Source organism: Nocardia sp. NPDC050799, assembly GCF_040654015.1.
Taxonomy (GTDB): domain Bacteria; phylum Actinomycetota; class Actinomycetes; order Mycobacteriales; family Mycobacteriaceae; genus Nocardia.
On record NZ_JBFAHF010000012.1, the window covers coordinates 47,828 to 63,391 of the forward strand.

Genomic DNA, 15,564 nt, shown 5'->3' on the forward strand with positions numbered 1-15,564 from the left:
TGCGTATCCGCGGCCGGGGTGGCGCTCCTCGATCGCCCGGAGACTTCACTCCGGGACGACTGCGGCCGATCCAAAGCCGGATGCGCTGTCCACATGTTTCGGGCAGGGTTGACCGGATGACGGCACGGAGTGTCAGTGAGTTGATCCATATCGTGGCCGATGGCGGCCGGGTGAAGTATCTGCCGTTCTGGGGCCATCGCCCCCGTAGCGACGGGTCGGCCGGTGCCGGTTGCCTCAGCCAGTGGTGGCCGGCGGAATTCACGGTCGACGGAAACGTCTTTCCGACGGCCGAGCATTACATGATGTGGCGGAAAGCGATGCTGTTCGACGACGGGGCGATCGCCGCGGAGATACTGGAGGCGGGCAGCCCCGGGGAGGCGAAGTCGTTGGGGCGGCGGATCGGCGGTTTCGACGAGGAGTTGTGGGACCTGCATCGATTCGGAATCGTCGTCGCGGGCAATATCGCGAAGTTCGGTCAGCACGAGCCGCTGGGGCGTTTCCTGCTGAACACCGGGGATCGGGTGCTGGTCGAGGCAAGCCCGGTGGACCGGGTCTGGGGTATCGGGCTGGCGGCGGACGACCCGGGTGCGGAGGACCCTACGCGGTGGAAGGGGCTGAACCTGCTCGGGTTCGCCCTCATGGAGACACGATCGGCGTTGCGTGGACAGCTGGTCGGGTGAAAGCTTCGGACCAGGACGAACCAGGCCGGTGGGGGCGACGTGCTGAAGCCTTTCGACGCCCCTGGAGGTGAGCGGTGCGCTCGGTGGGGCCGGGCGTATCGGCGCGGAACGGCGTGACGGTGCCGGGACCGCGGCTCAGGGGCGGTGGGCCCGGATATCGACCGGGCGGCCGTCCGGGTCCTGGGCCGTCATCGTCCACTGGGTGGGGAGTGTCTCGATCGGTCCGGCCGGGAGCCCGGCACCCATGATCCGTTCGCGGACCTCGCACAGCTGGGCGTAGGTCGCCAGGCGCAGACCCCAACCGGCCCGGCCGAGCGGGTCGAGGTCGGTGGCCGGACCGGTCGTGGTCTCGACGATCGCCAGGTGGTCGGCGCCCCCGACGTCGAGGACCGCGATACGAGGGTGGGTGCCCGAGGCGGGACGCTCGAAGGACAGCCGTGCCCCGAGCACTCCGGTGTAGTACGCCACGAGCTGGTCCAGGTCCGTCGTGGACAGGGTCAGATGGTTGATCCCGAGGAGTTCCGGCATGGTCATCCGAGCGTAAAGCCCTGTCCGGCTCGCGTCCAGGGTGTGTTGCGCAGGGGTGGTGTGCGGGGGCGTTGCTGGGCGCCCGCTTTGTCCGATCCGGTGTGCCTTACGCTGCTCTTCCAGATGGCACGCGGAGCGGAGGGTGCATGGTCAGCGGAAACGAGTTGGTCGGTCGTCGACGGGATTCCTCGGCCACGCGTGCCGCGATTCTCGCGGCGGCCCAGGAATTGTTCGCCGAACGGGGTTACGAGCGCGCCACCGTACGCGATATCGCCACCCGTGCCGGGGTGAATCAGGCACTGCTCTTCCGGTATTTCGGGAACAAGGACGAACTCTTCCGGGCGACGATGACCGATCGCGGGCGTTCGGTGCTCGACGCCGGGCCGGTGGAGGCCTTGCTGTCGCGGTTGCTGGAGCGCGCGCTGGAGCCGAGCGAGACTGTCTCGCCGGGTAATTGGTTACAGGCGGCGTTGCGTTCCAGCGGACACGAAGAAGGCGCGTCGGTGATCCGCCGGGAGTTGGGGGAGGAGTACATCCGGGCGCTGTCGACCCTCACCGACGGTGGCGACGGGGAGTTGCGCGCGGATCTCCTGTTGGCCTGGCTGCTGGGAATCGGGCTGGTTCGATCCGTGCTGCACCGGGAGCCGTTGCACAGTGCGGATCCGGTGCAGGTCGCCGGTCATGTGCTGCGGGCGGCGGAAGTGCTGCTGGAGCGCAACGATACGAGATTCCCTCCGGCGTAACGCTGTTACGTCATTGACGCCCCCTCACAGAAACCCTTACCCTGACTAAGTAAGCAATCGCTTACAAGCTGAAGCCGCCGGCGTCGGGAAAGGGAGACCGTATGACCGTGAACACCGAGGTGCGTCGGTACCCCTTCGGAGAACCGGTTCGCCTCGAGATGGATCCGCTGTTCACAAAACTGCGCCGTGAAGAGCCGGTCTGCCGGGTCGAACTCCCCTATGGCGGCGAAGGCTGGCTGGTCACCCGATACGAGGACGTCAAACTGGTCCTCGCCGACCCTCGGTTCAGCCGTGCGGCGACCGTTGGCCGGGAGGATCTGCCGCGCGCCACTCCGGCGCCCGTCCGCCCCGATTCCCTGCTGAGCATGGACCCGCCCGAGCACAGCCGGTTGCGGAAGCTGGTGGCGAAGGCGTTCACCGGCCGCCGGGTCGCCGAACTCCGTCCGCGCACCCGCGCGATCGTCGACGAGAAACTCACCGCACTCGAACAGGCCGGTGCGCCCGCCGATCTGGTGGAAGGTTTCGCGCTGCCGCTACCGGTCACCGTGATCTGCGAGATGCTCGGGGTGCCCCCGCGTGACCAGCACCGGTTCCGCGATTTCTCCGACGCGATCCTATCCACCACGGCCTACACCCGGGAACAGATCGAGAGTGCCCGGGATTCGCTGGAGACCTACCTCGCCGAGGTGGTCGCCGAGCGCCGGCAGCGACCCACCGACGATCTGCTCGGCGCGCTGGTCGCCGCCCGCGACGAAGAAGACCGCCTCAGCGAACGGGAACTGGTGAACCTCGGCGTCGGCCTGCTCATCGCGGGCCATGAGACCACCGCCAACCAGATCGCCAATTTCACCTATGTGCTGCTCACCCAGCGCGAGTATTGGGAGCTGCTGCGCGCGGAGCCCGAGCTGATTCCGGGCGCGGTGGAGGAACTGCTGCGCTACGTGCAGCTAGGCGCCGGTGCCGGGCAACCCCGGGTGGCCACCGAGGACGTGGTGCTCAGCGGCGTGACGGTGCGGGCCGGGGATTCGGTTTTCGTGAACACCCAGGCCGCCAACCGCGACGAGGTCGTTTTCGAGGATCCCGAATCACTGGACCTCACCCGGCAGCGCAATCCGCACGTGGCCTTCGGCTACGGCGCGCACCACTGCCTGGGGGCGCAACTGGCCCGCGTCGAACTCCAGGTCGCGCTGGAGGCACTGCTGGAACGTTTCCCGTCGTTGCGGCTGTCGCGGCCGCTCGACGAGATTCCGTGGAAGTCGGGTCTGCTGGTCCGCGGCCCGAAACAGCTGCTCGTGGAGTGGTGAAGCCCGCTCAGCAGAGTTCGCCGGCGGCGAATCGGCGAGTAGTACTGCGAATCCGCCGATCTCGCCGACGATCAATGCCACCAGCACGAAGCGGAACGACGGCGCCGGATTGTGCATCTGGTTCGTGGTGTCGCGCAGGATGCCGTGCCTGACGGCCGCCGCGCGACCGATGTGAAGTCCCGATGTTTTGCGACGGGACCAGGTCAGGTCGTCCAGCCGCGTTCGTTGCGTTGCCGGTAGTAGTCGTCGTCTCCGTCGGCCGCGTCCCGGCGGACGCCGGGTGACGAGGCCGCGGTCGGCCGGACGGTCGCGATGGCCTGCTGGAGACGCCGCGTGATCTCCTCGGGCGGGCCCGGTGCGAGAGTGAATTCCTCTTTCGTGTGGTTGATCAGCAGATAGCGGCCGTCCTCCGGCAGATAGTCCATCCAATGGAAACCGTGCGGGTTGCCGGTGGGCCGGGAGTCGATCGCCGGGCCCGCGAACACCCCGATCTCGCCGATCCCCGACCGCGGGCGCCGGATGATCCGGCTGATCTCCTCGGTCCGCGACATCCGGGTGGGATGGCGGGAGTACTCGATCTTCCCGATATCGGCGCGCACACCGTGGACCGTGGGATACCTCCCAGCGGCACAGCGCGGCAGGTACGCGACGATCCGGGCCGCCAGCTGCCGGTCGGGCACGATGTGCAGCAGGACATCGCCGCCGTATTCCTTTGTCGGGCCGGGCGCCTGGACAGCGAGCGTGGCGGACTGTCCGCGCACACCCGCGTGCATGCGCACCACCCGGTCGAATCCGCGGTCGTAGATGCCGTGGATCTCGAGGCGAACCTGCGGTTCCAGCAGAGTTTCCAGGGCGCGGAACAACCGTTCGTCCGCCAGGTCCGCCAGCCGCCGGGCCGCCGCCAGCCGGACCTGCTCGTACTCATCCGACGTCGGCGGCGTCTCGGTGGGGCCGAGCGGCAGTACGCGGATCGGGTAGGGCAATCGGTCCCGGCCGAACGCCCGGACGGCCTGCGCGAACATCTCCCCGTCCAGCCGCCACTGCGCGTCGTTCACCCGCCGATCACTCCACCCGGCGGCAGCGCCGGCGGCTGGGTGCCGAGCAGTTCACTACCCCGGTCGTACACCAGGTAGTCCGGAGTCTTGTGCTCATCGTCATCATCGCCCTTGTTACCGCGCGCCCCCGGCGACATCATGCCCGGCATACCGCTGCGCCCGGCACGAGTGGACGCAGCGGTCGAGGCCGCGGCCGCACTTCCGGTCGTGGTCTGCGGCGCGCCCTGCACGGTCTGCCCCGGGACGAACGGAGTGGTGGTCTGGGGCGTACCGGCAGGAGATCCGGATGGCGACCCCGACGGGCTGCCCGGTGTGGTGCCGGTCGGGGCGCCGGTGGTGAGCGCGGGGGAGGTCGGCGTCTTCGGCGCGGTCGACTGCGGCGTCGTGGTCTGCGGCTCGGTGGCCTGCGGATCCTCCGGCTCGGCCGACGGATCCTGGGTGCCGTCCTCGGTCTGCGTGCCGTCGTCGGTGGTGGTGTCCTGCGGCTGCGTGGTCGGGCCCGCCGTCTGCGCCGGCCCGCCGGTCGGCTGCACCGGCTGCGGGGGTGGGTTGCTGCCGTCGTCGACGGTCTTCTTCGGCTCGGGCAGCACAGGAGTCTTGCTGTCCACATCGGTGGCGCCGGGCTCGTAATAGGTGGTCATCACCCAGCGGGCGGTTTCCTGGGCTTCGTCGGCCCGGTACTGCGGGCTCTTGAAGGTGTCGCCGAGGGGCAGGGAATTGATGACCTTGTCGCCGAGGGTCACGTTGTCGGGTTTCCCGACGGATGCTTTGGCCTGGGCGAGATGGCCTTCCATCAGGTCGAGGCCGTGGGCCACCATCTGGAAGCTCGCGGCCAAGGAATCGAACGAGGTGCTGAACTCACGTACGCCGTTCACGGCGGCCGTGCCGGACCGGCCGTTCCAGCCGGCTTCCAGGTCGGCGTTGACACCGTCGAGGAATTCCTTGTTCGCGGTGCGGGCCTTGTCGGTCAGGTTGCGCCAGGCGGTTGCGAAGTCGTTGATGGTGGTAGAGCTGACGGATTCCAGCGCATCCCAGATCTGCTGATGGGTCATGGCCGCGAAGCCGTCTTTCTCCAGGATGGCGGGCGGTGCGAACTGGCCGCCGAACTCACTGACCAGACCGGACCATTCTCCATCGAAGGCTGTGCGGTCTTGATTCCAGGTAGTGTCCTGGGCTTCGGCCCGGCTCGTGTCATCGGACTTGTTCTTCGATGCTTGGTTCGGCCCGTCGAAAATCGAACCGAGCCATTGCGAGAGACTGGACATCGCTAGGCTCCAGCTCCTGCATTGCCCAGCGCGTTGGATGTAGAAGTGTCGGTTTCCAGGACTCGACCTGCCGACAGCTCGAAGGTCTCCTTCATCAGCATCACTATGTCTATCGCGGTCTTCAGGCGGTTGGAAGCAGAATCGGTGTCTTGGACAGCCTTGGCCACAAACTTCTTATGCAGGGCTTCCGCGGACTTCAGCGTGCCGAAGCCAGAAAGCGTGGCGAGGAAGCCGGCTTGGCTCAGCATGTCTTCCAAGTCACCGATGAAGGTGTCACAACGGGCTTTCAATTTGTCCACGATCGCCGTATCCATGTGCAGCTGACCGTTTTCGGCCTGGGTTTTCAAGTTCTGCCATTGCTGCAGCATCGCGACCTGTGTGGTGTCTTGTTCTGCCACGGTGTTCTCTCCCCCGTTCGCTGGATGCTGATATGAACCGATCTCTCCCCCCGCGAGGTTGTTACTTCGGGAGATAGGGCTCGAGCTTTTGCGCAGCCTCAACCGCCAACTCACATGGTGGAGACTCCGGTAGCGAACTGCGCTGGCTGTACTGCCAGTCGACGTTGATGAAAAGCGAAGCGCCTGTGGTCGGCAAGCTGACGTAGCACTGGCGGATGGGCTGGTCGCCGTTGTCGGGATAGAAGGTCAAGCCAGACCTACCGTTGACCTGTCGTGGGCTGACGCCGGTCACTTCGGTGTTGTCGTACCACTCGTCCTGGGTGAGCGTGGTCGAACCGACACCCACATGATAGGGGCCGTTGAGTGAATCCCAGGCGCAGACCCGGAACAGCGCCTGATCGCCCGGCGCGTCGTAGGCCGTGGTCTTCTCCGAAGGATCGGCTCCGGCGGCTCGCAATGCCTCTTCTGACAGTTGTGAGCACGGATTCCATTCGACGGAAGCCTGCCCACTGCTGGTGGACTGCCCCTGTGCGGACTCGCCCTCGACGGTGACGCCGCATCCGGCTGTCAAGCACATCACTGTCACCGCAAGTGCTGCGTGACCCGCGATCCCTGCCCGGCGCTTATCGGCGGTGTGCATGCCCCTCCTGCAACAACGTGTGAACGTTCCACACGGACCCGAACTCACCATACCGGGTCGCCTTCCCACCCGGCACCGTATACATGGTGGGTGAGTGGTCTGCGATGACGACCTCTCGACGCACCCTCGGCCGAGTCGTAGACCGAGTGGTTCGGTGTCTCGCCACTATTCGGTAGCCGATGTGGTCACGGGCGGTACCCGTCACGATGGTGGACGGCCGACCTCACCATTCCAGACGCTGGTAACGAATGTGGACCACGCGCGCGCACCGAAGACCAATGCAGGCCCGTCCGCGCACTTCGAATCCCGGACGCCGACCTGTCCGTCATCCAGCCAGACCACCTCGACGCATTCTCCACTCGTACCGCTGTGAGACGACTTGAACCATCTAGCACCGGATAGCCCGCCGTCGCTCACCGTTCGTATCTCCTTGCGACCTGCCGTAACAGGTCCCTGGATGCCTGTGTAGGTAGTGCGGCGCTCTGGAGGGAGTGGTGGATGTCGCGGTAGACCCCCACATCTTCAGCGTCTTCGAAAAACATTGTTCCTATCGTAGTTTCGGTATGGACAACTGGCGGCTCAGCGCCGAATTCCCGGCTGCTTGCCGGAAAGTCGAGGATGATATAGGGGAGCACGGGGTTCCAGTCCCCGGGGAACCCGGCCAGGAACGGGAGGATTCGTATCGTGATGTTGGCGCGGGTGCTCATATCAGCCATATGACGGCATTGCGCGGCCATTATCGCGGGCGATCCCACCGCTGTGTGTAGTGCCCCCTCGTGAACAATGAATTCGGCTGTTGTCGGGTTGCGCTGCCTCGTCAGGATCGCGGTCCTCCGCAACCGCAGATCCACACGTCGCTCGAGATCCTCGGGCGTATCGCGCGGCTCTAGTGGACGCGGTCGCTCTATCGCCCTGGCATATTCGGCTGTCTGAAGAAGTCCAGGGATGATCAGTGGCTGATAAATGTGCAGGTGATCGGCTCCTACCTCCAGTCCGAGGTACGTATCGAACCCGGGCTTGATCAGGTGCCGTGCGCGTTGCCACCAGGATCTGGTCGACGTCTGTTCGGCAAGTGCCTTCAGCGCCTCGATCCGACCTGCGTCGAGTTCGTATAACCTCCCGAACCCCTCCACATCCCGCACCCGGACCTTCTCGTTGTGCCCCTTCTCCAGTCGTATGAGCGCCGTCTTGCTCATCTCCATTTCCCGGGCCGCTTGTTCGAGGGTGAACCCCACCCCCTCGCGCGCTTCCCGCAGGGCTCGACCCAGCTGCCGGCGCGGCAGCGTCGAACCGGGTTGATCGTGTGTCGGCATTGTTCCCCTTCCCCAGATCGGTCCGGAACGGCCCAGGTGGCGGTCCGTTCCGGACGACGCCGCTCGGTCGACCGGACTGTTGTCTGGATGTACGGATGAGCTGAATTCTGCTGTGTCGCTGAGCCGTACGGACGCGGCGTGCGGGCAGCAACATAACCATATGGCCGAGCAACACGGAAGCCCGCTGACCAGGGCAGGACGACAGGATCACGACGAGTCCGCGCATCGCGCGGGACGAGCGCGGGCACTCTCCGAGGTGGGTTCCGAGCGGCGCCCGGCGCTGATCGGTGTGCCGCGGGGCGTGCGCTGTACCGAGTTGGACGGCCGGCGGGTGCTGTGGTGGCTCGACCGGGATTGTGTCCGGGTCGTCGAGGTGCGTGATGCTTCCGGTAGCCGGATGCCGGTCTCGGGGGCGCCGGATCTGGCGGAGATGCGGGAGCGGTGCCCTGAGCTGGCGTCGCTGTGGGACGCCGTCCGGCACGATCTGTGGTCCCGGCTGGCCGCGGCGGTCCACGGATGACGCTGATCCGCTATCCCGATCCGGAGTCGGTCGACGAGATCACCGCTCGCTACCTGCTGTCGCTGCCCACCGCGTTGATGCCGATGCTGTACGGGTTCCGTTTCGACGGCCACGCCATCGACGCGGAATGCGCCGCCGTGGATCTTGCGGGTGAACGGGGCGAGGGCGAGAGCAATCCGATCCATCTGCGCGCGGCGGGTCTGCGCCGGCTGCTCGGGCCGGACATGTTCGGATTCGGTCTGGTATTCGTCGTATTCGCCGATCAACTCACCGATCGGCCGGAGCATCGGCACATTCCCGAGCAGGTCCGTGCGGCGGCCGAACAGCTACCGGGCGCCGACGACCTCATCGTGGCCGCGATCGCGGACGCGCGGGGCCGACAGTGGTGGGCCGTGGTCGGGCGGCACCTGAGGGAACTGGGCCCGGTGCGTATCCACCTGCCCGCGAGCACGCCGGATCGTTGGCGTATCACCGCGGGTCTGGATGTCTCGCTGTGGACCGCGGCGTTGGCGCTGGACGATGCCAACCACCCGCACTTGTTACGACTGCGGGCCGCTTCGGAGCCGTGAGCGTTGGCTCGCGTCCGGGTATCGGTCAGGCTTCGCTGGGCTGGACGATGACGAAACCTTCACCGTCGAGCCGCAGCTGGAACGCCTCGCCGGAGCCGCCGCGCACCATCGATCCGAACGACTGCGACCGGTTGAGCGAGGTCTGCAGGTTCGTGCTCCAGCCGACCACGGCGTCGGTATCGACGAAAACAGGGGACTGGGGATGCACCGGAATAATGATCGGCGTTCCCGCGCAGACCAGGCCGAGCCGTCCCTGCCCGGAGAACACACAGTTGAACAGTCCGCCGCCGGTCATCCCGACGCCCTGCACCATGCGGATGTCGTAGTGCAGACTCGAATCGAACACCAGGACATTGCGGCCGTTGAGGGTGAGTGCGTCGCCCGGGGCCAGGTCGACGGTGAAACAGTTGCGGTCGAAATGCGCGAACCAGGCCTCGCCGTGCCCGCGGACCGTCATCAGCGGCACGCCTTCACCGGTGAGCGCGCGCTGCAGGAACTTCCCGACACCCTGGCCCTTCTTCTCGAACCGCAGGTCCCCGCGGAAGGCCACCATGGAGCCCTGCCGAGCGAGGCATTCACCGTTCACCGCGTATTTCAGGGATTTGGCGCTCTGCGCGGTCAGGCCGGGAGCGGTGGCGGGCTGCGCCGTGTTCTCGGCGGCGAACAATTCACTCTGCACGATGCGATCCTCTCCTGGCACCCACGGACAGTCGCCAGCCTATTGGACATATTCCGGCGAGCCGGTGGTGTCACCCGCATCCGGCTGCCGACCGAGCGCAGCGCCACGCCGACGGCTCGATTCCCTCTCCCGGCTCGCCGGTCCGGGCCGCACGGTGAGGGAAGACATGTTCCGGCCCGGGCGGGCGTCGGCGGCACCCGCCCGGGCTTCGCGCGGGTCCGTTAGATTGGCGAATCGGGTGGCCTCACCCGGTTGACCACGGATTGTCGAGGATAGGTGTCGTATGGCCAAGACCGCGCTGGTGACCGGAGCGTCCTCGGGGATCGGCCGGGCGACTGCCGCGCTGCTGGTGGGGCGGGGATATCGGGTGATCGGGACCAGCCGGAATCCGGAGACGATCGCGGACTCGGTGCGGGTGGCGGGGGTGGAGTATCGCGCGCTCGATCTGACCGATCAGGCGGGAATCGAGCGGTTCGGCGCCGACCTGGGGCCGGTGGATGTGCTGGTCAACAATGCGGGGGAGAGCCAGTCGGGGCCGCTCGAGGAACTGCCGATCGAGGCGATCGAGCGGTTGTTCCAGTTGAACGTGTTCGGGGCCGTCCGGCTGGCGCAGCTGGTGCTGCCGGGGATGCGGGAGCGGGGTTACGGGCGGATCGTCATGGTGGGGTCGATGCTGGCGAGTTTCCCGCTGGCGTATCGGTCGTCGTATGTGGCGGCGAAGGCGGCGATCAAAGGGTTCGCGGATGCGGCGCGGCTGGAGACGGCGCCGTTCGGGGTGTGGATCAGCACCGTGGAACCGGGATCCATCGCCACCGGGATCGGGGAGCGGCGGACGAAGTACATCGCGCCGGATTCGGTGTACGCGGCGGAATTCGACACGATGATCACGCATCTGGATCGCAACGAGCGGGCCGGGATATCACCGGAGCAGGTGGCCGAGACGATTCTGCGAGCGATCGAGGCGGACGAGCCGAAACCGCTGTACGCCAGGGGGAGTCGCGCGCCGGTCGTGTTCCTGCTCCGGCGGCTGCTGCCGGCGTCGGTGATCGAGAAGGTCGTGGCGGGGATGCACGGGCTGAAACGTTGAAGCTCTACGTCGGCTGCGCCATGTGGACGCATACCGCGTGGCCGGTCCGCGGTGACAAACTGCGCGGGTACGCGCAGTGGTGCAACGCGGTGGAGGGGAATACGACGTTCTACGCGGTTCCGGCCCGGCGGACCGTGGAGAACTGGGCGGAGCAGACCGATCCCGATTTCCGGTTCGTGATCAAACTGCCGAAAACCCTCACCCATGAGCGCCGGCTGTCCGGGGTGGACGCCGAGTTGCGGCAGTTCCTGGACACGATGGAACCGCTCGGGTCCCGGATGCATGCGCTGTGGGTGCAGCTGCCGTCCTCGTTCGGGCCCGGAGACCTGGGTGCGCTGGCGATGTTCTTCCGTGGGCTGCCCGCGGCGCTGCCGCTCGCGGTGGAGGTGCGGCATCCGGAGTTCTTCACGGACGCGGGTGCCGCCGCGCAACTGGAGCGGGTGCTGGGCCGGGTCGGTGCCGAATGGGTGCCGTTCGACACCACTGTGCTGTTCGCCGCGCCCGCCGCGAGTCCGGCCGAATTCGAGGCCCGATCCAAGAAACCCCGGCTGCCGCGCCGGATAACGGCGCTGACGGCCGCGCCGATCGTCCGCTACCACGGCCGCGACGACCATGCGGTCACGGTCGCGGGCTGGTGGCCCTGGGTCGAGCGGACGGCGGAATGGCTACGCGAGGGGCGGTCGCCGACGGTCTTCCTGCACACTCCGGACAACGCTTCGTCCCGGGATCTCGCGCGGCGGTTCCACGACGAGGTCCGCGGACTGGTGCCCGAACTCGAGCTCTTGCCGGATCCGGCGGACGCCGAGCCCATGACGCTGTTCTGACGGCGGGCCCTTCCGGGCCGCCACCGTCGACCCGGCGCTCCCCTCGCACGTACTCGGCGAACGGACACCGCGAGTCCTCGACGACGAGATCCGGGTGCGGCCGGCGGGTACGCGGGTCAGTCGGCAGCGGACGTGACGACGGCGTGGGCGAGTTCGGTGAGCGCGCTTCGGATCTGCGCGGAATCGATGCCTTGCTCGCGCTGATGCCGATAGACCTCCACGGCCACGGGGGCGAGTAGGACGTCGACGAGCGGGTCGGGTCGTGCCACCCCCGCTGCCACCAGCAGTGCCCGCACATGTGCCGACCAGAACCCGTACGCGCCGGTGGCGAACCGCGCGTCACCGCCCTCCGCGCCCAATACGAGATCGGCGTGCGCATCGAGCAGTTGGATCATGGCCGTGTAGAAGGCGGCCAGCCGCTCCGCCGGGGGTGCGCCGGGACCCAATGGTGGTGCCCCGCCGAGCAACTGTTCCTGGAGCGCTCGTTCATGGTCGTCCAGCAGGGCCGTGGCGATGGCGCCGATATCCGGATAGCGGCGATACAGCGTGCCGCGCCCCACGCCGGCCGCCTTCGCGACGTCGTCCATGGTTACCGCGCGTGGATCGCGGACGGTGAACAGTTCGGCCGCCGCGGCGAGGATCTTCGCCCGATTGCGCGCCGCGTCCGCTCGTTCGCCACCACCGGGCGCCGGTGCCGTGAGCAGGTCGACGCGAATATCCATCCCAGCACTCTAATGCAATAAGTGGACATTAAGTCCATTTGATTCTACGATCCATCAAGTGGACGCAATGTCCACTTATCTGGAGGTTTCATCATGCCCACTTTGTTGCACTTGGACGCAAGCGCGCGCACCCGTTCGATCAGCCGGGAGGTGAGCGCGGCGTTCGCGGACTCCTGGCGCCTCGAACATCCCGGCGCGGGCTATGTGTACCGGGATCTGGCAGCCGACCCGGTGCCGTTCATCGATGCCGGCTGGACCGAGATCTGCGACGCGGTTCTCGCCGCGGGTGACACCGACCTCGACCGGCTCGCCACGCTGGTACGCACCCCTGCCCAAGCCGCGGCGTGGCAGACCGTCGATCCGCTGCTGGCCGACCTGCTCGCCGCCGATATCGTGCTGATCGGCACCCCGATGTACAACTATTCCATTCCGGCGGCGCTCAAGGCGTGGCTCGATCAGGTGACCTTTCCGCGGATGTCGCTGGCGCCGCGCCGTTTCGTGGTGGTCACCGCCCGTGGTGGCGCCTACTCGCCCGGTATGCCCAAGGCCGCCCTCGACTATCAGGAGAGCTATCTACGCGACTTCTTCGCGGGTCATTTCGCCGTGACCGACACGGTTTTCATCAACGCCGAGCTGGCCAACTCGCGTCAGGATCCAGCGCTGTCGCGGCTGCGCGGCGAACACGATGCGTCGTATGCGCGCGCCCTCGACACCGCTCGCAGGCTCGGTAAGGGGTACTGAAATGAGCTGGCTGGTACTAGCTCTCGCGGGAGTGGTCGAGATCGCCTGGTCGCAGAGCATCAAACCGACGGAGAACTTCACCCGGGTGCTGCCCACGCTGCTGTGCTTCGGGCTCGCCGCTGTCGCTGTATACCTGCTCTCATATGCGATGCGCACCCTGCCCGTCGGCACCGCCTACGCCGTGTTCACCGGCATCGGCGCCCTGGGTGCCATCGGCCTCGGTGTGATCGTCCACAAGGATCCGCTCAGCGTGGGCCGGGCGCTGGCACTGTCGATGATCGTCGCCGGCATCGTGCTCGCCCGGCTCGCCGGCCCGCACTGATGAGCGGTGATCCGGACCGGCCGGGGCGGGACTCCTCGTCGCCCGGCCGGCCGTTCGTTCCTGGGGGAGCGATCGACCGCTGCCGAGCCGCCGGTCGAAGTGAATCAGAGTTCCGGGATATTTGCGGTGTTCACGCTGCGATTTATCCACTTTTGTAAGCGGTGATTCACGCTCCGTGATAGAACTTCGGCAATCTGAAAGGCGGATGGGTATGAAGGCGACAGCCAAGCAACGTGCCGCGCTCGGGACGATCTGCGATACGTTCGTGCCGGGGGACGGTCTCACGTTGCCGTCGGCGACCGAAATCGGTGCCGTGGACACCGTGTTCGAATTGCTGGGGCGCAATCCTCGGGAGGCCGAGGGCAAGCAGCTGGCCACGCTGCTGGACATATGGGATTCCCCCGTGACCGGTCTGCTCACCGGGCGGGGGCCGCGACGATTCTCGACGCTGTCCCAGGAACAGCGGGAGCGGGCGCTGCTGCGGCTCGGTGACTCCCGCCTCGGCGCGGTCCGGGCGGTTTTCCAGGCGCTGAAACAGGCGTCGCTGCTCGCCTACAACGTCACGCCGGGACCCACCGGATTCCACCCGCTGTGGAAGGAGATCGGCTACCCGGGACCGCCCGGACCGCTGCCGACCGCACCACAGCCCGCGCTGGCGCCGCAGCGGATCACCGAACCCGGCACACTCACCTGTGATGTGGTGATCGTCGGGTCGGGCGCGGGCGGTGGGACGGCGGCCGCCGTGCTCGCCGAAGCGGGACTCGACGTGATCGTCGTCGAACGCGGCGGCTACTACGACGACAAGGATTTCGGCGCGGGCGAACTCGCCGGGCTGCAACAGCTGTACGCGCCGGGACCGTCGGCCTCGGCCGAAGGGCAGATCACGCTGGTCGCGGGAACCTGTCTGGGCGGCGGGACGGTGGTCAACTGGAGTACCTCGCTGCCGACACCCGATAGTGTGCGCGAGGAGTGGGCCGAGGTCGGCGCGAAGCAGTTCGGCGAGGCGGAGTTCAGCGAATCGCTGGACGCGGTGGTGCGCCGGCTCGGGGTGAACGAACGCCGCTCGATCCTCTCGGCGCGTGACGGGGTGCTGGAACGCGGTGCCGGGGCGCTGGGCTGGGCGGTGGACCCGCTCCCGCGCAATGTGACCGACGCCTGTGATGCCGGGGTGGAATGCGGCCGGTGCGGCAACGGCTGCCGGGTGGGGGCCAAACAGTCGGTCACCAAGACGTGGCTGGCCGATGCCGCCGCGCGGGGCGCGCGGTTGATCGTGGACGCCGATGTGCGGCGGATCGCGGTCCGCGAGAGTAAAGCCGAATCGGTGTCGGCGCGCACCACGACGGGTATCGAATTCGAGATCTGGGCCCGGGCCGTGGTGGTCGCGGCGGGCGCGATCCAGACCCCGGCGCTGCTGAAGCGCTCGGGGCTGGCGAACAAGAACATCGGCCGTTATCTGCGGCTGCATCCGGCCGCGGCGGTGTTCGGGGTGTTCGACGAGGAGATCCGACCCTGGGAAGGTGGTTTGCAGACCCGTATCTGCCGCCGGCACGCGGACCTGGACGGCCACGGATACGGCGTCATCTACGAGACCGGGCCGCTGCATCCGGGGCTGTCGACCGGGTTCATGAGCTGGCGCGGCGCCGCGAACCATCGCACCACTATGCTGGACTTCGGCCGCTCGAACGCGATCGGCATCATCACCCGCGATCGTGATTCCGGGGTGGTGAAGGTGGACCGCGACGGGCACCCCACCGTCGACTACCGCATCTCCGACTACGACGCCGGGCATCTGCACACCGGGATCGAGGGCGCGGCGAGCATTCTCGAAGCCGCCGGGGCGCGGCGCATCTTCTCCGGGCACCAGGCCGGGATCTCCTACGAACCCGGCGTCCGGGGGTCGCACGCGGAGTTCTCCGCCGCCTGCCGCACCGCGGGCTACGGGCCCGGACAGTGCGCGCTCGGCGCCCTACACATCATGGGCTCGGCGCGGATGGGTGGTTCGCCGGAGATCTCGGCGACCGACCCGGATGGCGCCACCTGGGACGTGAAGAACATCGTCGTCGCCGACGCGTCCTGCTTCCCGACATCCTCCGGGGTCAACCCGATGGTGTCGATCGAGGCGATCGCCCATATGAACGCGAAACGGCTGGCCGCCCGGCTGACCTGATCGGTTC

General features: G+C 67.3%; 19 protein-coding genes. 10 read left to right on the forward strand and 9 right to left on the reverse strand.

The genetic code is table 11. The features are described 5' to 3' along the window. The first annotated feature begins 116 nt into the window (after positions 1-116). Positions 117-680 (forward strand): NADAR family protein, encoded by a 564-nt coding sequence (locus AB0H42_RS14710; RefSeq protein WP_357055250.1) that lies wholly within the window; start codon positions 117-119, stop codon positions 678-680. A gap of 135 nt (positions 681-815) precedes the next feature. On the opposite strand, the gene AB0H42_RS14715 is transcribed toward AB0H42_RS14710, so the two are convergent. Next, entirely contained in the window at positions 816-1,208 is a 393-nt protein-coding gene (locus tag AB0H42_RS14715; RefSeq protein WP_357055253.1) for a VOC family protein, read from the reverse strand. A gap of 146 nt (positions 1,209-1,354) precedes the next feature. Here AB0H42_RS14715 and AB0H42_RS14720 point away from each other — a divergent pair, with 146 nt between their 5' ends. Together AB0H42_RS14720 and AB0H42_RS14725 are read left to right on the forward strand one after the other, a co-directional pair. Beyond that, positions 1,355-1,951 (forward strand): TetR family transcriptional regulator, encoded by a 597-nt coding sequence (locus AB0H42_RS14720; RefSeq protein ID WP_357055256.1) that lies wholly within the window; start codon positions 1,355-1,357, stop codon positions 1,949-1,951. 101 nt (positions 1,952-2,052) lie between these two features. Next, entirely contained in the window at positions 2,053-3,255 is a 1,203-nt protein-coding gene (locus tag AB0H42_RS14725; RefSeq protein WP_357055259.1) for a cytochrome P450, read from the forward strand. A gap of 203 nt (positions 3,256-3,458) precedes the next feature. On the opposite strand, the gene AB0H42_RS14730 is transcribed toward AB0H42_RS14725, so the two are convergent. The 6 genes from AB0H42_RS14730 to AB0H42_RS14755 all read right to left on the reverse strand — a co-directional run bounded on the left by AB0H42_RS14730 (position 3,459) and on the right by AB0H42_RS14755 (position 7,926). Next, positions 3,459-4,310, reverse strand: a complete 852-nt coding sequence (locus AB0H42_RS14730; protein WP_357055262.1) for an ESX secretion-associated protein EspG — start codon at positions 4,308-4,310, stop codon at positions 3,459-3,461. After that, complete coding sequence (locus tag AB0H42_RS14735; protein WP_357055265.1) at positions 4,307-5,575, reverse strand: hypothetical protein; 1,269 nt, start codon at positions 5,573-5,575, stop codon at positions 4,307-4,309. The genes AB0H42_RS14730 and AB0H42_RS14735 overlap by 4 nt, the downstream gene beginning before the upstream one ends. A 2-nt stretch (positions 5,576-5,577) precedes the next feature. Continuing rightward, on the reverse strand, positions 5,578-5,973 hold the full coding sequence (locus AB0H42_RS14740) for a hypothetical protein (RefSeq protein WP_357055268.1): 396 nt from the start codon (positions 5,971-5,973) through the stop codon (positions 5,578-5,580). A 61-nt stretch (positions 5,974-6,034) separates the two neighbouring features. Further along, a complete protein-coding gene (locus tag AB0H42_RS14745) occupies positions 6,035-6,613 on the reverse strand; it encodes a DUF3558 domain-containing protein (protein ID WP_357055271.1) in 579 nt (192 codons plus the stop codon). 201 nt (positions 6,614-6,814) lie between these two features. Next, complete coding sequence (locus AB0H42_RS14750; protein WP_357055274.1) at positions 6,815-7,030, reverse strand: DUF397 domain-containing protein; 216 nt, start codon at positions 7,028-7,030, stop codon at positions 6,815-6,817. Then, positions 7,027-7,926: a helix-turn-helix transcriptional regulator gene (locus AB0H42_RS14755; RefSeq protein ID WP_357055277.1), complete on the reverse strand. Its 900-nt coding sequence runs from the start codon at positions 7,924-7,926 to the stop codon at positions 7,027-7,029. Before AB0H42_RS14755 ends, AB0H42_RS14750 begins: the two co-directional genes overlap by 4 nt. A gap of 160 nt (positions 7,927-8,086) precedes the next feature. Between AB0H42_RS14755 and AB0H42_RS14760 the strand changes: the two genes are divergently transcribed. Next, entirely contained in the window at positions 8,087-8,446 is a 360-nt protein-coding gene (locus AB0H42_RS14760) for a hypothetical protein (RefSeq protein ID WP_357055280.1), read from the forward strand. After that, positions 8,443-9,015, forward strand: coding sequence for a hypothetical protein (locus tag AB0H42_RS14765; protein ID WP_357055283.1), 573 nt, complete (start codon positions 8,443-8,445; stop codon positions 9,013-9,015). The genes AB0H42_RS14760 and AB0H42_RS14765 overlap by 4 nt, the downstream gene beginning before the upstream one ends. A 25-nt stretch (positions 9,016-9,040) precedes the next feature. Here the strand turns inward: AB0H42_RS14765 and AB0H42_RS14770 are convergent, their stop codons facing one another. After that, complete coding sequence (locus AB0H42_RS14770; RefSeq protein ID WP_357055286.1) at positions 9,041-9,694, reverse strand: AIM24 family protein; 654 nt, start codon at positions 9,692-9,694, stop codon at positions 9,041-9,043. A gap of 283 nt (positions 9,695-9,977) precedes the next feature. Here AB0H42_RS14770 and AB0H42_RS14775 point away from each other — a divergent pair, with 283 nt between their 5' ends. Together AB0H42_RS14775 and AB0H42_RS14780 are read left to right on the forward strand one after the other, a co-directional pair. Continuing rightward, a complete protein-coding gene (locus tag AB0H42_RS14775; RefSeq protein ID WP_357055289.1) occupies positions 9,978-10,781 on the forward strand; it encodes an SDR family oxidoreductase in 804 nt (267 codons plus the stop codon). Beyond that, positions 10,778-11,605: a DUF72 domain-containing protein gene (locus tag AB0H42_RS14780; RefSeq protein WP_357055292.1), complete on the forward strand. Its 828-nt coding sequence runs from the start codon at positions 10,778-10,780 to the stop codon at positions 11,603-11,605. Before AB0H42_RS14775 ends, AB0H42_RS14780 begins: the two co-directional genes overlap by 4 nt. Before the next feature lie 116 nt (positions 11,606-11,721). On the opposite strand, the gene AB0H42_RS14785 is transcribed toward AB0H42_RS14780, so the two are convergent. Next, positions 11,722-12,327 (reverse strand): helix-turn-helix domain-containing protein, encoded by a 606-nt coding sequence (locus tag AB0H42_RS14785; RefSeq protein WP_357055295.1) that lies wholly within the window; start codon positions 12,325-12,327, stop codon positions 11,722-11,724. Between the two features lie 93 nt (positions 12,328-12,420). On the opposite strand from AB0H42_RS14785, the gene AB0H42_RS14790 reads away from it, so the two are divergent. The 3 genes from AB0H42_RS14790 (at position 12,421) to AB0H42_RS14800 (ending at position 15,557) form a co-directional block, all read left to right on the forward strand. Beyond that, positions 12,421-13,068, forward strand: a complete 648-nt coding sequence (locus AB0H42_RS14790) for an NAD(P)H-dependent oxidoreductase (protein WP_357055298.1) — start codon at positions 12,421-12,423, stop codon at positions 13,066-13,068. 1 nt (position 13,069) lies between these two features. After that, positions 13,070-13,390: a multidrug efflux SMR transporter gene (locus tag AB0H42_RS14795; protein WP_357055301.1), complete on the forward strand. Its 321-nt coding sequence runs from the start codon at positions 13,070-13,072 to the stop codon at positions 13,388-13,390. Positions 13,391-13,601: 211 nt separating this feature from the next. Further along, entirely contained in the window at positions 13,602-15,557 is a 1,956-nt protein-coding gene (locus tag AB0H42_RS14800) for a GMC family oxidoreductase (RefSeq protein WP_357055303.1), read from the forward strand. Positions 15,558-15,564 lie beyond the last annotated feature (7 nt).

Bases quoted from the DNA above. Each gene is read 5' to 3' on its own strand.
- AB0H42_RS14710 (WP_357055250.1), top strand. From the start codon at position 117: ATGACGGCACGGAGTGTCAGTGAGTTGATCCATATCGTGGCCGATGGC.
- AB0H42_RS14715 (WP_357055253.1), bottom strand. From the start codon at position 1,208: ATGCCGGAACTCCTCGGGATCAACCATCTGACCCTGTCCACGACGGAC.
- AB0H42_RS14720 (WP_357055256.1), top strand. From the start codon at position 1,355: ATGGTCAGCGGAAACGAGTTGGTCGGTCGTCGACGGGATTCCTCGGCC.
- AB0H42_RS14725 (WP_357055259.1), top strand. From the start codon at position 2,053: ATGACCGTGAACACCGAGGTGCGTCGGTACCCCTTCGGAGAACCGGTT.
- AB0H42_RS14735 (WP_357055265.1), bottom strand. From the start codon at position 5,575: ATGTCCAGTCTCTCGCAATGGCTCGGTTCGATTTTCGACGGGCCGAAC.
- AB0H42_RS14745 (WP_357055271.1), bottom strand. From the start codon at position 6,613: ATGCACACCGCCGATAAGCGCCGGGCAGGGATCGCGGGTCACGCAGCA.
- AB0H42_RS14755 (WP_357055277.1), bottom strand. From the start codon at position 7,926: ATGCCGACACACGATCAACCCGGTTCGACGCTGCCGCGCCGGCAGCTG.
- AB0H42_RS14760 (WP_357055280.1), top strand. From the start codon at position 8,087: ATGGCCGAGCAACACGGAAGCCCGCTGACCAGGGCAGGACGACAGGAT.
- AB0H42_RS14765 (WP_357055283.1), top strand. From the start codon at position 8,443: ATGACGCTGATCCGCTATCCCGATCCGGAGTCGGTCGACGAGATCACC.
- AB0H42_RS14775 (WP_357055289.1), top strand. From the start codon at position 9,978: ATGGCCAAGACCGCGCTGGTGACCGGAGCGTCCTCGGGGATCGGCCGG.
- AB0H42_RS14785 (WP_357055295.1), bottom strand. From the start codon at position 12,327: ATGGATATTCGCGTCGACCTGCTCACGGCACCGGCGCCCGGTGGTGGC.
- AB0H42_RS14790 (WP_357055298.1), top strand. From the start codon at position 12,421: ATGCCCACTTTGTTGCACTTGGACGCAAGCGCGCGCACCCGTTCGATC.
- AB0H42_RS14795 (WP_357055301.1), top strand. From the start codon at position 13,070: ATGAGCTGGCTGGTACTAGCTCTCGCGGGAGTGGTCGAGATCGCCTGG.
- AB0H42_RS14800 (WP_357055303.1), top strand. From the start codon at position 13,602: ATGAAGGCGACAGCCAAGCAACGTGCCGCGCTCGGGACGATCTGCGAT.